At 70.9% G+C, this 15,755-nt stretch carries 12 protein-coding genes; 5 read left to right on the top strand and 7 right to left on the bottom strand.

The features are described from left to right. Positions 1-64 precede the first annotated feature (64 nt). From PO78_RS14710 to PO78_RS14680, 7 genes are all read right to left on the bottom strand, one after another. The gene (locus tag PO78_RS14710; protein WP_043744833.1) at positions 65-736 is read right to left on the bottom strand and encodes a DUF3313 domain-containing protein; all 672 of its coding nucleotides are present in this window, start codon (positions 734-736) and stop codon (positions 65-67) included. A 212-nt stretch (positions 737-948) separates the two neighbouring features. Continuing rightward, positions 949-1,728 (bottom strand): proteasome-type protease, encoded by a 780-nt coding sequence (locus PO78_RS14705; protein WP_004300301.1) that lies wholly within the window; start codon positions 1,726-1,728, stop codon positions 949-951. Positions 1,729-1,792: 64 nt separating this feature from the next. Beyond that, positions 1,793-2,740 carry an alpha-E domain-containing protein gene (locus PO78_RS14700; protein WP_004300303.1) on the bottom strand — a complete coding sequence of 316 codons (948 nt, stop codon included), beginning with the start codon at positions 2,738-2,740 and terminating at the stop codon, positions 1,793-1,795. A 37-nt stretch (positions 2,741-2,777) separates the two neighbouring features. Continuing rightward, a complete protein-coding gene (locus PO78_RS14695) occupies positions 2,778-4,208 on the bottom strand; it encodes a circularly permuted type 2 ATP-grasp protein (protein ID WP_004300305.1) in 1,431 nt (476 codons plus the stop codon). A 159-nt stretch (positions 4,209-4,367) separates the two neighbouring features. Beyond that, entirely contained in the window at positions 4,368-5,330 is a 963-nt protein-coding gene (locus tag PO78_RS14690) for a transglutaminase family protein (RefSeq protein ID WP_004300307.1), read from the bottom strand. A gap of 10 nt (positions 5,331-5,340) precedes the next feature. Next, a complete protein-coding gene (locus PO78_RS14685; RefSeq protein WP_043744829.1) occupies positions 5,341-7,947 on the bottom strand; it encodes a circularly permuted type 2 ATP-grasp protein in 2,607 nt (868 codons plus the stop codon). A gap of 6 nt (positions 7,948-7,953) precedes the next feature. Next, a complete protein-coding gene (locus tag PO78_RS14680; protein WP_043745557.1) occupies positions 7,954-11,430 on the bottom strand; it encodes a transglutaminase family protein in 3,477 nt (1,158 codons plus the stop codon). A 542-nt stretch (positions 11,431-11,972) separates the two neighbouring features. Between PO78_RS14680 and PO78_RS14675 the strand changes: the two genes are divergently transcribed. From PO78_RS14675 to PO78_RS14655, 5 genes are all read left to right on the top strand, one after another. Next, a complete protein-coding gene (locus PO78_RS14675; protein WP_043744826.1) occupies positions 11,973-13,091 on the top strand; it encodes a VanZ family protein in 1,119 nt (372 codons plus the stop codon). Positions 13,092-13,247: 156 nt separating this feature from the next. After that, the gene (locus tag PO78_RS14670) at positions 13,248-13,571 is read left to right on the top strand and encodes a (2Fe-2S) ferredoxin domain-containing protein (RefSeq protein WP_012586197.1); all 324 of its coding nucleotides are present in this window, start codon (positions 13,248-13,250) and stop codon (positions 13,569-13,571) included. After that, positions 13,568-14,224, top strand: coding sequence for an alpha/beta hydrolase (locus PO78_RS14665; RefSeq protein ID WP_012586198.1), 657 nt, complete (start codon positions 13,568-13,570; stop codon positions 14,222-14,224). The genes PO78_RS14670 and PO78_RS14665 overlap by 4 nt, the downstream gene beginning before the upstream one ends. Before the next feature lie 248 nt (positions 14,225-14,472). After that, positions 14,473-15,084 carry a glutathione S-transferase gene (locus tag PO78_RS14660; protein WP_004307682.1) on the top strand — a complete coding sequence of 204 codons (612 nt, stop codon included), beginning with the start codon at positions 14,473-14,475 and terminating at the stop codon, positions 15,082-15,084. 271 nt (positions 15,085-15,355) lie between these two features. Continuing rightward, a complete protein-coding gene (locus PO78_RS14655; RefSeq protein ID WP_043744823.1) occupies positions 15,356-15,754 on the top strand; it encodes a pilin in 399 nt (132 codons plus the stop codon). The last annotated feature ends 1 nt before the right edge of the window (position 15,755 follow it).

Below are 15,755 nucleotides of genomic sequence, written 5' to 3'. Positions count from 1 at the left end.
CTGCGTCGTCACCACCCGGTCGCATGCCATGCCGGCAGCGACCGGGTCGCCCACTTCGCCCCCTCTAGTGGGCAGCCTTGGCGGCCTGCATGAAGGCGGCGGCATCCTTGGCCCAGGCGTCGATGGCCGGTTGCATCTGCTCGAGGGTCAGCGTGTCCTTGACGGTCTTCAGCTTCGCGCCTTCACCTTCACGCATGCCAGCGGCAACGAGCTGGCCGGTCGCGGTGTCGGTCACCTCGTATTCGAGAGCCAGAACAGCGCGTTTGGTGGTCTGGCCCATGGTCAGCACGAAGGCGACGGGCAGCAGCTGGTAAGGCTTCAGACCCTCGTCCTTGGCCGCTGCTGCGGTGACCGCCGGACGCATTCGCAGGACATTGGGCCCAGGCTTGTCGACCACGCGCACCACCGTCTGCAATTCGCGGCGAAAGGCCTCGTCGAGGGCGGCAGCGATCTGGTTCAGGGTCGCCATGCCCAGCTGTTCCGTCGGCTGCGGCGCCGGATGGAAGACCGTCTTGTCCACCATCACGGCGTCGTACTGAGCGAACGAGATCCCCGGGGCGACCCAGCGCCTGGCGCGTTCGCCCGACGGCGAACGGACCTCCTCCATACTGGCGTAGGTGGTGTCCTTGAGGAAACCGGACGGGGCGCCCAGATCTTTCTTGTCGTCGGCCAGCGCTTGATTGGCAAGGACACTGGCCGCCAGGGCCATGCCCGTCAAATAGGCAGGGAAACGCATCGCATTGCTCCTGAAGGCACATGAAGGGGGAGGTGTCTTGATCGTAAGCTGCCGACCGTTCGCCGACTATCGGGCTTTGGTCTTACAGCCAGGCTGAAGATCGCCTCGCGCACCCCCTCGGGCCGATCACCCTCGACGTGGTGAAAGCCCCTCATGCATCCGCCTTGAGATTCCAGGGCAGAAGGGCTGCGCCGTTGGCAGGCCTGCTTCGATCAGGACGACACCACCCCGATGCACGGCGGCAGCTGATCCTCCCCCGGCCAGCGCGACCAGTCGGGGTCGGGCAGCGCGTTGAAGACCTGGCGCAGGCTGGCGCCCCACTCCTTGTGGATCATGTCGAAATAAGGGTTGTCCCAATCCACGCTGACGTGGCGGGCGACGCGCAGTTCGTCGCGGCGGTAGATCAGCAGGTCGAGCGGCAAGCCCACCGACAGGTTGGAGCGGATGGTCGAGTCCATCGAGATCAGCGCGCACTTGGCGGCCTCGTCGAGCGAGGTCTTGCTGGTGACGATGCGGTCGATGATCGGCTTGCCGTATTTCGACTCGCCGATCTGGAAGTACGGCGTGTCGATCGAGGCCTCGATGAAGTTGCCGGCCGAGTAGATGTTGAACAGGCGCGGCGACTCGTCGCCGATCTGCCCGGCGAGGATGAAGCTGGCGTTGAACTCCACGCCGAACTGCTTGAGCGCCTCGGCGTCCTGGCGATGCACGCCGCGGATGGTCTCGCCGACCAGGCGGGCGCACTCGAACAGGGTCGGCGCGTTCCACAGGCTGTCGCGGTCCTGCACCGCGGCGTGCTCGCGCAGCAGGCTGATCACCGCCTGGGTGATGGCGAGGTTGCCGGCGCTCATCAGCACCAGCACGCGGTCGCCGGCACGCTCGAACACGGTCATCTTGCGGAAGGTGTTGATGTGGTCCACGCCCGCGTTGGTGCGCGAGTCGGACAGGCAGACCAGCCCCTCGTCGAGGCACATGGCGACGCAGTAGGTCATGGGTTCGATCCCGTCGGTTCATTGGCCCGGCCCCGGGTCCGGGCCGGAAGACGCCGCGTACCGGTCATGCCGCGACCGGAACCAGAAAGTTCTCGCCGATGCTGTCGCCGAGGCGGTTGATGCGCACCAGGAAGCGCTCCAGCCAGGGATGCAGGCCGGCATCGAAGATGTCGTCCATGCGCCCGTAGTGCAGCGTCGCGTGCAGCTCGCCGGCCTGGCGTGCGGCCTCGGCCGAGTGGATGCTGGCGATCTCGCCGAGGATGCCGTTGATCTCGTCCAGGCAGGCGTGCAGGGAGCGCGGCATGTCGGCGTTGAGGATCAGCAGCTCGGCCACCTTGTAGGGTGTGATCACGTCGCGATACACGTGGCGGTAGGTCTCGAAGGCCGACACCGAGCGCAGCAGCGCCCCCCACTGGTAGAAGTCGGTCGAGCTGGTGAGTCCCTCGGCCTTGGGCAGCAGGCTGTGGTACTTCACGTCGAGCAGGCGCGCGGTGTTGTCGGCGCGCTCGAGGAAGGTGCCCAGGCGCACGAACTTGAAGGCCTCGTCGTGCAGCATGGTGCCGAAGGTCACCCCGCGCAGCAGGTGGGAGCGGAACTTCACCCACTCGAAGAACTCGCCGAGGTCGGTGGCGCGCAGCTTCTGCGGCGTCATCTCGCGGATCTCGAGCCAGGTCGCGTTGGTGGTCTCCCACATCTCGGCGGTCAGCGTGCCGCGCACCGCGTGCGCATTCTCGCGCGCGGCGCGCAGGCAGTTCCACACGCTCGAGGGGTTGTCGCGGTCGAGCACGACGAACTCGATCACGTCGCAGGCGGAGAGCGGCCTGCCGGTGCGGGCGAAGGCCTCCGACAGTTCGCTGATGTCGAGGATAGCGGACCAGCTCTCGGTGTCGCCGCCGTTGGCCCCGGGCAGCAGCGACATGCGGTAGGACACGTCGAGCATGCGCACGGTGTTCTCGGCGCGCTCGGTGTAGCGCGCCATCCAGTACAGGTGGTCTGCGGTTCGGCTCAGCATGGGGGTTCTCCTTGGCAATTGCGCGGCGGCAGGCGGCTCAGCCCACCACCCAGGTGTCCTTGGTGCCCCCGCCCTGCGAGGAGTTGACCACCAGCGAGCCAGCCTTGAGCGCGACGCGGGTGAGGCCGCCCGGCACCATGCGGATCTCGCGTCCGCCCGAGAGCACGAAGGGACGCAGGTCGATGTGGCGCGGCGCGATGCCGGCGTCGACGAAGGTCGGGCAGGTGGACAAGGACAAGGTCGGCTGGGCGATGTACTTCTCCGGCGCGGCGAGGATGCGCTGGCGGAACTCCTCGATCTCGGCCTTGGTGGCCGCCGGCCCCACCAGCATGCCGTAGCCGCCGGCGCCATGGACCTCCTTGACCACCAGCTCGGGCAGGTGGGCGAGCGTGTAGGCGAGGTCGTCGGGTTCGCGCAGCATCCAGGTCGGGACGTTGTTGAGGATCGGCTCCTCGCCGAGGTAGAAGCGCACCATCTCGGGCACGTAGGGGTAGATCGACTTGTCGTCCGCCACCCCCGTGCCGACCGCGTTGGCCAGCGTCACCCGGCCGGCGCGGTAGGCCGACATCAGGCCCGGCACACCGAGCATCGAGTCGGCGCGGAAGACCTCGGGGTCGAGGAAGTCGTCGTCGAGGCGGCGGTAGATCACATCCACCCGCCGCGGCCCCTGGGTGGTGCGCATGAACACGGTGTCGTCCTCGACGAAGAGGTCCTGGCCCTCGACGAGCTCGATGCCCATCTGCTGGGCGAGGAAGCTGTGCTCGAAGTAGGCGCTGTTGAAGGCGCCCGGGGTGAGCAGCACCGCGGTGGGGTCGAGTACGCCGGCCGGCGCCACCGCGCGCAGGGTCTCGAGCAGCAGGTCGGGGTAGTGCTCGACCGGCTGCACGTCGTAGCGCGAGAACAGGTCGGGGAAGAGCCGCATCATCATCTTGCGGTTCTCCAGCAGGTAGCTCACCCCCGAGGGCACGCGCAGGTTGTCCTCCAGCACGTAGTAGTCGCCCTTGCCGTCGGCACCCGCGGCACGCACCAGGTCGATGCCGGCGATCATCGCGTACAGCCCGCCGGGCACGTGCACACCCTTCATCTCGGGGCGGAACTGGGCGTTGTCCAGCACCTGGTCGGCGGGGATGCGTCCGGCGCGCAGGATCTCCTGGCCGTGGTAGATGTCGGCGAGGAAGGCGTTGAGCGCGCGCACGCGCTGGCGCAGGCCGGCCTCCAGCGTGCGCCACTCGTCGCCGGGGATGATGCGCGGCAGCAGGTCGAAGGGGATCAGGCGCTCCTTGCCGCCGTCGGCGCCATAGACGTTGAAGGTGATGCCGACGCGGTGGAAGGCCAGGTCGGCCTCCTTGCGCTTGCGCGCGATCAGCTCGCGCGGGGTGTGCCCGAGCCACTCGCTGTAGGGCTGGTAGTGCGTCCGGATCGTGCCGTCGGCGGCGTGCATCTCATCGAAAGGCTTGGCGGCGTTCATGGCGTGCTCTGCGCGGATGGTTTATCGACTCCCTCGCAGGGCCTACAGCAGAAAGCGTGCCAAGCCCATGAAACGCGCAAAGCCGCGCCGACAACGGGGTCGGGCACGTCGACGTCCGCGGGCACCGCGCTGGTGCGCACCATGGTGGCCGCCGACGCATCAATCTGGTGCGTCGGCGGCACGCGCCGGGCGCCCGCCCCGCCGTGGGGGCGGGCCCTCCTCCACCGGCATCACCGTCACCGCGACCTCGACGCCGTGCCCGCCCCCGCCGAGAATGACGCCGCGCAGCGGACACACGTCGCCGTAGTCCCGCCCCCAGGCCAGCGTGATGTGACCGCTGCCAGGCTGCAGGTCGTTGGTCGGATCGATGTCGATCCAGCCCGCGCCCGGGCACCACAGCGCCACCCAGGCGTGCGAGGCGTCGGCGCCGATCAGGCGCGGCTGGCCCGGCGGCGGCTCGGTGAGCAGGTAGCCGGAGACGTAGCGCGCAGCCAGGCCGAGCGCGCGCAGACAGGCGATCATCAGGTGGGAGAAGTCCTGGCACACCCCACGGCGCGCCGCGAAGACCTCCGCCACCGGGGTGGCGACGCTGGTCGCCGCGGGATCGAAGCGAAAATCGGCGTGGATGCGCGCCGACAGCGCGAGCAAGGCGTCGAGCACCGGCCGCCCCGGGGTGAAGCTCGCCAGCGCATAGTCGGCGTACTGCGCCGCCTCGTCGCCCAGCGCCACGAAGGGCGAAGCGAAGCGGTACTGCCCGGCGTCGCGCGCGTCGGCGCGCAGCGGCGCGTGGCCGGAGAGGCCGTCGCGCAGGTGGTCGCGCGCGGTCTCCCAGGGCGGACTCGCCGCCGGCTCGGGCCAGGCCGGCGGGTCGACGCGGATGCGGCTGCGTGCGCGCACGACGAGTTCCGTGTGCGGCGCGTGCAGCGCGAACGCGGTCACCGGGTTGCCGAAGAAGTCGCTGCGCTCGCTACGCCGGGCCGGCGCCGGCGCGATCTCCAGGTGGTGCGCGAGGGTGCGCTGGCCGGCGCATTCGCGCGGGCGCAGGTGAGCCACCTGCTGCGACAGCGCCACCGCACTGTCGTAGCGGTAGGTGGTGTCGTGGAGGATCTCGTAGAGCGCCATCGCCGCCGCCCTACAGCGACACGGTCGCCCGGCTGCGGGCGTCGAGGTGGGTGAAGTAGCGCCGCGCCAGCGCATCGGCGAGCTCGTTGCCGCCGCGCCAGATGTCGTCCAGCACCTGCCGCAGGGGCTCGCAGTGGCGCGCCTGTGCGGCCGCGCGGCTACGCGCGCCGGCCAGCTCGTGCACGAAACAGTCGCACAGCGCGAGCGCGTCGAGCGCGGCCAGGCGTTCGCGCAGCGGCGCGGCGAGCGCGGCGCCGTCGGGCAGCAGGGCGACGTGCTCGGCGAGCGAATCGAGCTGGTAGCGCAGCGCGCGCGGGTTGTCGCCGTCGAGCATGACCAGCTCGGCCACCGGCTGCGGGGCCAGGCCGCGCGCGTGGCGGCTGCGGTAGCGCAGCTCGGCGTCGGTGATCGCGAGCAGCACCTTGAGCCCGCCTTGCGAGGGCTCGAGCAGCAGCGCCGACAGCGCGGCGGCGAGAAACTGCAGGCGCTCGATGCGCCGCCCGATCGACAGGAAGCGCCAGCCGGCGTCGCGCGGCATGCTCTCGATGACGAAACCCGACAGCGTCACCAGCGACAGCAACGACTCGTCCAGGCGCTGCAGCGCCTCGCCGAGGCGCGGGGCCTGAGCCGGCGCCGCGGCAAACTCCGACAGGCGGTTGTAGATGCGCCAGCTGTCCGGCGACAGGCGGTCGCGCACCAGGGCTGCGACGCGCAGCACCTGGCGCAGGTTGGCCACCACGCTGCCGGGCTGGGCGGGATCGAAGAGCGCCTGAGCGAGCGGCGCGGGGGGTGTGGGTGCCGCGTCGGCCTCCCCCGCCACGGTGGCGAGCAGGCCGCGCTGCCGGCACAGCGCCTGCAGGGCCGCGGTCACCTTGCCATCCTCGCCCAGCCACGAGGCCTCGCCGGCCTCGCCCAGGCGCGCCAGCGTCTCGCGGCCGAGGCGGGCGGCAGCGTCGGCGCGCTCGCTGTAGCGTCCGAGCCAGAAGAAGTTCTCCGCCACCCGGCTCGACAGGCCGAGCACGCGCGCCCCCCCGGCAAAGGGCGCGAGCTGGCCGGGCACGATGCGCGGCACCGGACGCGGCCGCGCCGGCGAGCCGAGCACCCAGGCGTCCTTGCTGCCGCCGCCGTGCTGCATCGACACGATGCGCATGTCGGCCTCCGAGGCCACCCGGACGAGCCCGCCCGGCAGCACGCGAAACCCCTCCGCCCCCGCCGCCGCGAACACGCGCAGCCCGATGTTGCGCGCGACCAGCGCGCGCGCGTCGCGCGCGGGCGCCTTGTTCCCGGCGCCGCCCGCCTCGTCCGCCAGCACCGGGGCCTGCGAGAGGTTGACCATCTCCTGCGCGACGAAGTCGAAGGGCCGCAGCGCGATCCGTGCCGCCAGCGCGTCGAGCTCTGCCACCGGCAGGTCGCCGCAGAACACCGGCCGCGCACCCAGGGTGGGGTAGGCCGGCTTGATCACCAGCTCGCGCAGGTGCTTCAGCGCGTATTCGCAGGCCGCCGGCTCGCCGCACCACCAGGTCGCCACCGAGGGCATGCGCAGCTTGCTGCCGAGCAGGTGCTCGCACAGCCGCGGCAGGTAGCCGAGCAACGCCCCGGTCTCGAGGATGCCGCTGCCGAGCGCGTTGGCCACCGTCACCATGCCGGCACGCACCGCCGCCACCAGGCCGGCGACGCCGAGCGCGGAGTCTTCGCGCAGTTCGAGCGGATCGCACCACAGGTCGTCCACCCGGCGCAGGATCACATGCACCCGGCGCAGGCCCTCGAGCGTGCGCAACCAGACCTTGTCGTCGCGCACGGTGAGGTCCTGGCCCTCGACGAGCGGGAAACCCATCTCGCGGGCGAGGAAGGCGTGCTCGAAGTAGGTCTCGTTGTAGGGCCCGGGCGTGAGCACCACGATCAGGGGATCTTCCCCGGCCGCCGCGCCGTCGGCCGGCGCGAGCTCGACGAGGCCGTCGCGGAAGCCCTCGAAGAAGGGGACCAGCGGCTCGACGCCGGCGGCGCGGTAGAGCTCGGGCAGCACGCGCGCGACCACGCTGCGGTTCTCCAGCGCGTAGCCCGCACCCGAGGGCGCCTGGGTGCGGTCGGCCACCACCCACCAGCGCCCGTCGGGCGAACGCGCCAGGTCCACCGCGTACAGGTGCAGGAAGCGCCCGCCCGCCGGCCGCGCGCCCACGAGCGGGCGCAGAAAGCCGCTATGGCCATAGATGAGCGCGGGCGGCACCAGACCCTGCTCGAGCAGGGTCTGCTCACCGTAGAGGTCGGCGAGGATGCGGTCGAACAGGGTGGCGCGCTGGATCACCGCGGCCTCGATCTGCGCCCACTCCGCCGCGGGCAGCATGTAGGGCAGCAGGTCGAGCTCCCACGGGCGCGCGAAGCCGCGCGGATCGGCATACACGTTGTAGGTGATGCCGTTCTCGTGGATCTGCCGGCCAAGCGCGGCCCGCCGCGCCGACAGCTCGTCGGCGGGCATGGCGGCGAGGCCGTGGAAGAAGTCCCGCCAGTGCGGCCGCAGCACCACGACGCTGCCGATGCGTTGGCAGAGCTCGTCGTAGCGGTCGGGCCGCGCGACGTAGCGGGCGAGCAGCGCGGGCGGGCGGTGCGGCTGGACCTGCATGGCGGGTCAGCCCTGGCGGCGCAGGTCGAGGGTGAAGGGGAAATCGGCGTTGCGCGTGGCGGGCGCGGGTGCGACGCGACCCGGCGTGTGACCGGTGGTAGTGAAGCGCGCCAGGCGGCGGCCTTCGGCCTCGTACGGGTTCACCGGGTAGCTCTCGTGGTTGCGCCCGCCCGGATGCGCGACGTGATACACGCAGCCGCCCATCGAGCGCTGCATCCAGCCATCGACCAGGTCGAACACCAGCGGCGCGTGCACGCCGATGGTCGGGTGCAGGCAGGACGGCGGCTGCCAGGCGCGGTAGCGCACCCCGGCGACGAACTCGCCCACCGTGCCGGTGGGCTGCAGCGGCACGGCGCGGCCGTTGCAGGTCAGCACGTGGCGGTCGTCGTTGAGCCCGGACACCTTGACCTGCAGGCGCTCCACCGAGGAGTCGACGTAGCGCACCGTGCCGCCGGGCGCCCCCTCCTCCCCCATCACGTGCCAGGGCTCGAGCGCCATGCGCAGCTCGACCCGCACGCCGCGCGCGGCGAACTCGCCGTACCTGGGGAAGCGGAACTCGAAGTGCGGCGCGAACCAGTCGAACTCGAGCGGGTAGCCGAATTCGCGCAGCTCGCCGACGACGTCGCGGAAATCCTCCGCCACCCAGTGCGGCAGCAGGAAGCGGTCGTGCAGCTCGGTACCCCAGCGCCGCAGCCGACCCGGGGCATAAGGCTGCTGCCAGAAGCGCGCGATCAGCGCGCGCAGCAGCAGCTGCTGGGCCAGGCTCATGCGCGCGTGCGGCGGCATCTCGAAGGCGCGCAGCTCGAGCAGGCCCAGCCGCCCGGTGGCGCTGTCGGGGCTGTAGAGCTTGTCGATGCAGAACTCGGCTCGGTGGGTGTTGCCGCTGGCGTCGATCAGCAGGTTGCGCAGCAGGCGGTCGATGAGCCACGGCGGCACCTGGATGCCCGCCTCCGGCATCTGCTGGAAGGCGACTTCGAGCTCGTGCACCGAGTCGTGGCGCGCTTCGTCCACCCGCGGCGCCTGCGAGGTCGGGCCGATGAAGAGCCCCGAGAACAGGTAGGACAGGCTGGGGTGGTTGTGCCAGTAGCTCAACAGGCTGCGCACCAGGTCGGGCCGCCGCAGGAAGGGCGAGTCGCCCGGCGTGGCACCGCCGAGCACGAAGTGGTTGCCACCGCCGGTGCCGGTATGACGGCCGTCGAGCATGAACTTCTCGGTCGACAGGCGCGCCTGCCGAGCCTCCTCGTAGAGCGTGCCGGTGCGCTCGACGAGTTCGTCCCAGCTCGCCGCGGGGTGGATGTTGACCTCGATGACGCCCGGGTCGGGGGTGATGCGGAAGTGCGCCAGGCGCGGGTCGGACGGCGGCTCGTAGCCTTCGAGCACCACCGGCAGCTTGAATTCGGCGGCGGTGTCCTCGATGGCGGTGACGATCTCGAGGTAGTCCTCCAGCGCGGCAGTCGGCGGCATGAAGAGATGGAGCAGGCCGCCGCGCGGCTCGGCGCACAGCGCGCTGCGAGTGATCCAGGCGGCGGACTCGAAGGGTGCCGGACGGCGAGCGGGGTCGGTGCGCTCGTCGCGGCGATCCAGCGCGGACGTACCGGGCCGCGGCACCGCGGCCTCGCCCTGCACCCCATGGAAGCCGGCATGTTCGACACGGCTCGGCGTCCACCCGCCGCCGTGGGCGGCGAAGGGGAAGCCGAGGCCGCTGTCGGCGCCGAGCGTCGTGCCCGTCGGCCGCAGCTGCTGGCGCAGCTCGGCGTGCGCGGGCAGCGTCGGGAAGGGCTGGTTGGGGTCGGCGGGGTGGATCGAGGGCAGGTCGCCCTTGCCCGCCCAGGGCTGGGAATCGAGCGGCAGGCGGTAGCCGATCGGCGAATCGCCGGGGATCAGGTACAGGCGCTCGGCACGCAGGAACCACGGCCCGCTCTGCCAGCGATCGGCGCCGACGTGATCGCGCACCAGCGGCAGCACGTGCCCGACGACCTGCCTCAGCCCCTGGTCGAAGACCTTGGCGAGCCGCGCGCGTTCGAGCGGGTCGTCGACGCGCGCATCGTGCGGATCGACGTTGGCCGGCAGCCGGCGCTCGCGCCACAGGTAGTACCAGGCGTCCTCGAAGGCCGCCATCATCCACTGCGTATCCACGCCGAGGCGCTCGCCGACGCGCGCGAGGAAGCGCGCCGCCACGGCCTCGTCCACCGCGGTGCCGGACAGCTCGCGCGCGAACAGCTCGGGCTTGCGCCAGATCGGCTCGCCGTCGCGCCGCCAGTAGCAGTTGAGCGACCAGCGCGGCAGCTGCTCGCCCGGGTACCACTTGCCCTGGCCGAAGTGCAGCAGGCCGTGCGGCGCATAGTGGTCCTTGAGGCGGAACATCAGGTTCTCGGCCAGGGTGCGCTTGCTCGGCTTGCTGGCATCACGGTTGTGCGGATCGAGCGCGTCGCTGTTCCAGGCCGCGCCGTCGCGGTCGTCGAGTGCCACGAAGGTGGGCTCGCCGCCTTGCGTGAGGCGCACGTCGCGGGCCTTCAGGTCGGCGTCGATGCGCTGCCCCAGCACCTCGATCGCCGCCCATTGTTCGTCGGTATAGGGCTTGGTGACGCGCGGCGCCTCCCACACGCGCTCGACCTTCATGTGATGCTCGAACTCGCATTCGCATTCATCGGTGAAGCCGGTGATCGGCGCCGCCGACGAGGGCTCGGGCGAGCAGGCGAGCGGGATGTGGCCCTCGCCGGCGAACAAGCCGGAGGTCGGATCCAGGCCCACCCAGCCGGCACCGGGCAGATAGACCTCGCACCAGGCGTGCAGGTCGGTGAAGTCCACCGCGGTGCCCGAGGGGCCGTCGAGCGACTTCACGTCGGGCACGAGCTGGATCAGGTAGCCGGACACGAAGCGCGCCGCCAGGCCGAGGTGGCGCAGCAACTGCACCAGCAGCCAGGCCGAGTCGCGGCACGAGCCGCTCGCCAGCGTCAGCGTCTCTTCCGGCGTCTGCACGCCCGGCTCCAGGCGCACCAGGTAGCGGATGTCCTGCTGCAGGCGCTGGTTGAGCGCGACCAGGAAATCCACGCTGGCCCGCGGCGCGCGCGGGATGGATTCGAGGCAGTCGATGAACTTCGGCCCCAGCGCGGCAGCCGGCGCCTTCGCCAGGTAGGGCGCGAGCTCGACGCGCAGGGCGTCCTCGTAGGCGAAGGGGATTTTCTCCGCCGCGGGTTCGAGGAAGAAATCGAAGGGGTTGATGACCGACAGCTCGGCCACCAGGTCGACCTCGATGCGCAGTTCGGTGGCCTTGTCGGGGAAGACGAGGCGGGCGAGATAGTTCGACTGCGGGTCCTGCTGCCAGTTGATGAAGTGGCCGGCGGGGTCGACCTTCAGCGCGTAGGCATGGATGGGCGTGCGGCAGTGCGGCGCCGGGCGCAGGCGCACGACCTGCGGCGACAGCGCGACCGGGCGGTCGTAGCGGTAACGGGTGACGTGGTTGAGCTTGACGTGGATGGACACGGCGGCCTCGCAGGGAGCGTAGTGGGGCGACACCGGGTGTCAGCAAGAAGCGTGCAAGCCCGCGCGACGCCTGGCTTCCGCCGTTTCCGCTGGCACTGCCCCCTCCGTGCAGGCGCAATCGCGCACCATTTGCGCCCGGAGCGCACCAGCGCGGTGCGGCACCAGCGCGCCGCCGCCGGAGTCGCGACTTGCATCGCTACGGCGAAGAGGCATCGGAGGCGTGGCGCATTCTCGTGGGAGCGGCGCAAGCCGCGATCGCAGGCGTGCAGCAGGCAAGGACGCTAGTCGCAGTGCCGCCGCCGGAGTCGCGACTTGCATCGCTACGGCGAAGAGGCCTCGGAGGCGTGGCGCATTCTCGTGGGAGCGGCGCAAGCCGCGATCGCAGGCGTGCAGCAGGCAAGGACGCTAGTCGCAGTGCCGCCGCCGGAGTCGCGACTTGCATCGCCCCTGCGGAGGACCCTGTAGCGTGGCACCGGAGCTCGAGCGCATGGACACCCCGTCCCGGGGTGCTGCAATCCGGCCCAGCTGGCACAATGCGGCGCATGGCCGCACGGTCGCACTCCTCCCTCGCTCCCGCGTTCGCGCTCGCCTATGCGCTGCTGGTCGCCTATGCCTGCCTGCATCCGCTGACCGGCTGGCGCGACAGCGGCTTGCCGGCGTTCGACTGGCTGTGGGCGCCATGGCCGAAGTACTTCATCCTCGAAGATCTCCTCTTCAACATCCTCGGCTACCTGCCGCTCGGGCTGCTGCTGGCGGCGGCGCTGCCGGCGCAGTGGCGCTTCGCGCGCAAGGCGCTCGTCGCCGCGCTGCTCGCCGGGCTGTTCAGCTTCGGCCTGGAGGCGCTGCAGAACTACCTGCCCAGCCGGGTGGCGAGCAATCTCGACCTCGGCGGCAACGCGGCCGGCGGCCTGCTCGGCGCACTCGCCGGCGCGCGCTGGGGCGGTGCGCTGCTCGGGCCGCAGGGGCGGCTGCAGCGCTGGCGCGCGCGCAGCGTGATCGGCGGGCGCAGCGGCGAGGCCGGACTGGTGCTGATCGGGCTGTGGCTGCTCGGCCAGCTCGGCGCCACCGACCTCGTCTTCGCCAGCGGCGACCTGCGCAGCCTGCTCGGCATCCCTGCGCCGCTGCCCTTCCGCCCCGAGCGCTTCATCGCCTTCGACACCGCGCTCACCGCAAGCGGGCTGCTCGCGATCGGACTGTTCGTGCGCTGCATGACGCGCGGGGCCAGCCCGCTGCCGGTGTTGGCGGTGATCGCCCTCGGCATCGGCGCGAAGTCGCTGGCGACGTGGATCTTCTTCGAGCCGGGGGCGCCGCTCGCCTGGCTCACCCCGGGCGCCGAGCGCGGCCTGGTGATCGGCGGCGCGCTGCTGCTGCCCGCGCTGCTGCTGCCGCGCCTGGCCCAGCACGCGATCGCCGGCACCAGCCTGCTGCTCGCCACCGCGCTGGTGAACCTGATCCCGGAGAACCCCTACCTGCCCTTCGACCGGCGCCTGGCCGGGTTCAGCAACGTGTTCAGCTTCCACGGACTCACCGGGCTCGTCGACAGCCTGTGGCCCTACGCCGCGCTGGCCTACCTGTCGGCGCTCGGGCTCTGGCGGGGCGAGCACCTCGCGGCCGCCCCCGCGAGCGCGCAGCCGGCTCCGCGCCGCCGAGCCCGCCGCTAGGCATCGGGGCGGCGGCCGCAGCCAGGCCCCGCGGCCAGGTCCCGCGGCCACAACCCCGCCGCAAGCCGCACACGCGGCAAGCGCCGCCTATAATCTCGCGACGTTCCCGCGGATCGGCGCCGGCACGGCGTTCGACCCGATACCCAGAGAGCCACCATGAGCTACTTCAAACACCACGTCTTCTTCTGCTGCAACCAGCGCCAGCCGGGCGAGTCCTGTTGCAACGACCACAAGGCGAGCGAGCTGCAGACCTACGCCAAGGAACGCACCGCCGCGCTCGGCCTCAAGGGCAAGGGCAGCGTACGCGTGAACAAGGCGGGCTGCCTCGGCCGCTGCGACGACGGTCCGGTGATCGTCGTCTACCCCGACAACGTCTGGTACACCTACGTCGACAAGGAAGACATCGACGAGATCATCGACTCGCACCTGATGCAGGGCCGCGTGGTCCAGCGCCTGCGCCTGCCCGAGGACGCCGCATGAGCCGCCCGCTGCCCACCGAGTCCGCCCTGCTGCGCGGCCCCGCCGGCAACATCGAGGCGCTGATCGACGCCCCCGCCACGGTCAAGGGCATCGCGCTCGTGTGCCATCCCCACCCGCTCTTCGGCGGCGCCAACACCAACAAGGTCGCGCACACGCTCGCGCGCGCCTTCCGCGATCTCGGCTACGCGGTGATCCGCCCCAACTTCCGCGGCGTGGGCCAGAGCGAGGGCACGCACGACCACGGCGAAGGCGAGACCGAGGACATGCTCTCGGTGATCAGCTGGGCGGAGTCGCGCTGGGGCGCGCTGCCGCTGGCGCTCGGCGGCTTCTCCTTCGGCGGCTACGTACAGGTGCGCGTCGCCAAACGCCTGGCCGAGGGCATCGCGCCGCCGCGCCAGCTCGTGCTCGTGGGCATGGCCGCGGGCGAGACCACCGGCAGCGGCCGCAGCTACGACACCCCGGCGCTGCCGACGAACATCCCCGCGCTGGTCATCCACGGCGAGAACGACGACACCGTCGCGCTCGCCAACGTGCTCGACTGGGCGCGGCCGCAGGAACAGCCGATCATCGTGATCCCCGGCGCCGACCACTTCTTCCACGGCAAGCTGCACCTGATCCGCGAGCTCATCGCGCGCAACGTCGCGCACGCCTGAACACTGCCGCCGGCAATCGCGACTTGCGTCGCTCCTACGAAACCCAGGCGCTTACAGAATTGCCGTAGGAGCGACGCAAGTCGCGATTCCAGCACCGGACTCCGCGCCTCCCCCGAATCCGCGCCGCGCCCGCCTCCGCGCCCCGCCGGCCTTCTCGCGACGCGGGCCGCGATCCTTCCGGTTTCCCTGATTTCCCCCCGCCCGCCTGCGGCGTACGCTGGGTCGGCCATCACCGGAGACCCGCCATCATGAAACTGCTCGCCTCGCTGACCAGCCCCTACGCGCGCAAGATCCGCGTCATCCTCGCCGAGAAGGCGCTGCCCTTCGAGCTCGTGGTCGACTCGCCCTGGGAAGCGAACACCCGCATCCCCGAGCTCAACCCGCTCGGCAAGGTGCCGGTGCTGATCACCGACGAAGGCGAGACCTTCTTCGACTCGCCGGTCATCGCCGGCTACCTCGAGACCCTCGGCGCCCCGCCCGCGCTGCTCCCGCCCGCCGGGCTCGACGCCGTGCGCGTGCGCCAGACCGAGGCGCTCGCCGACGGCGTCACCGACGCGGCGGTCGCCGCCCTGCTCGAATCGCGCCGCCCCGACGGCGAGCGCAGCGAACGCGAGATCGCCCGCCAGAAGGACAAGATCGACCGCGGCCTCGCCGAGCTCGAGCGCCGCCTCGACGGCCGCCACGCCTTCAACGGCGGCCCGATGCAGCTTGGCGACATCGCGGTCGCGGTCGCGCTCGGCTACCTCGACCTGCGCTTCCCCGATGTCGACTGGCGCAGCCGCCACCCCGGCCTGGTGCCCTTCGCCGAGCGCATGTTCGCCCGCAGCAGCCTGCGCGACACCCAGCCGCCGGCGGGCTAGGCGGATCGGGGGCCAGCGGGGGCACCGGATCGACGGGTGGGATGAGCAAATGAAAGACCCCGGGTTTCTCACCCATGCCCCGCGCCCCGGCAAGCACTCCCCTTTGTCACATGTTGACCACCCGCTCCGGGGCAGCTGTCACTTTTGGCCGTGGAATCGTGTCAAGCCGGCGGCACTCCGTCACGAAAACCCGGGGCTTCGAAGCTGGCACGGGGCTTGCTGATGGGTAGGTAAGCGGATTTTCCGTGGTTTCCCATCAAGGAGAACTCAAATGAACAAGATGCAACAAGGCTTCACGCTGATCGAACTGATGATCGTCGTGGCGATCATCGGCATCCTGGCTGCGGTGGCGCTGCCGGCGTATTCGGATTATCAGGCGAAGGCGAAGGTTACTGCGGGTCTCGCGGAAATCTCGGCAGGCAAGACAGCTTTCGAGGAAAGACTGAACAACGGAGGCTCAGTCTCTGCGGTCGGCGACATCGGCCTCCAGAGCTCCACTGGTAACTGCACCATCACAGTCACGGCCTCCACGATCGTCTGCGCGTTCAAGAACGCTCCTACGCAAATTGGATCCGCCACGATCACTTGGACGCGGACCGCCTCAACCGGTGCGTGGAGTTGCGGCTCAACCGCTGCCACCAAGTATTTGCCGAAGACCTGCGGCGGCTGAC

The organism is Thauera sp. SWB20 (assembly GCF_000831325.1).
In the GTDB taxonomy this organism is placed as follows: domain Bacteria; phylum Pseudomonadota; class Gammaproteobacteria; order Burkholderiales; family Rhodocyclaceae; genus Thauera; species Thauera aminoaromatica.
This window is presented reverse-complemented; position numbering and strand designations above follow the sequence as displayed.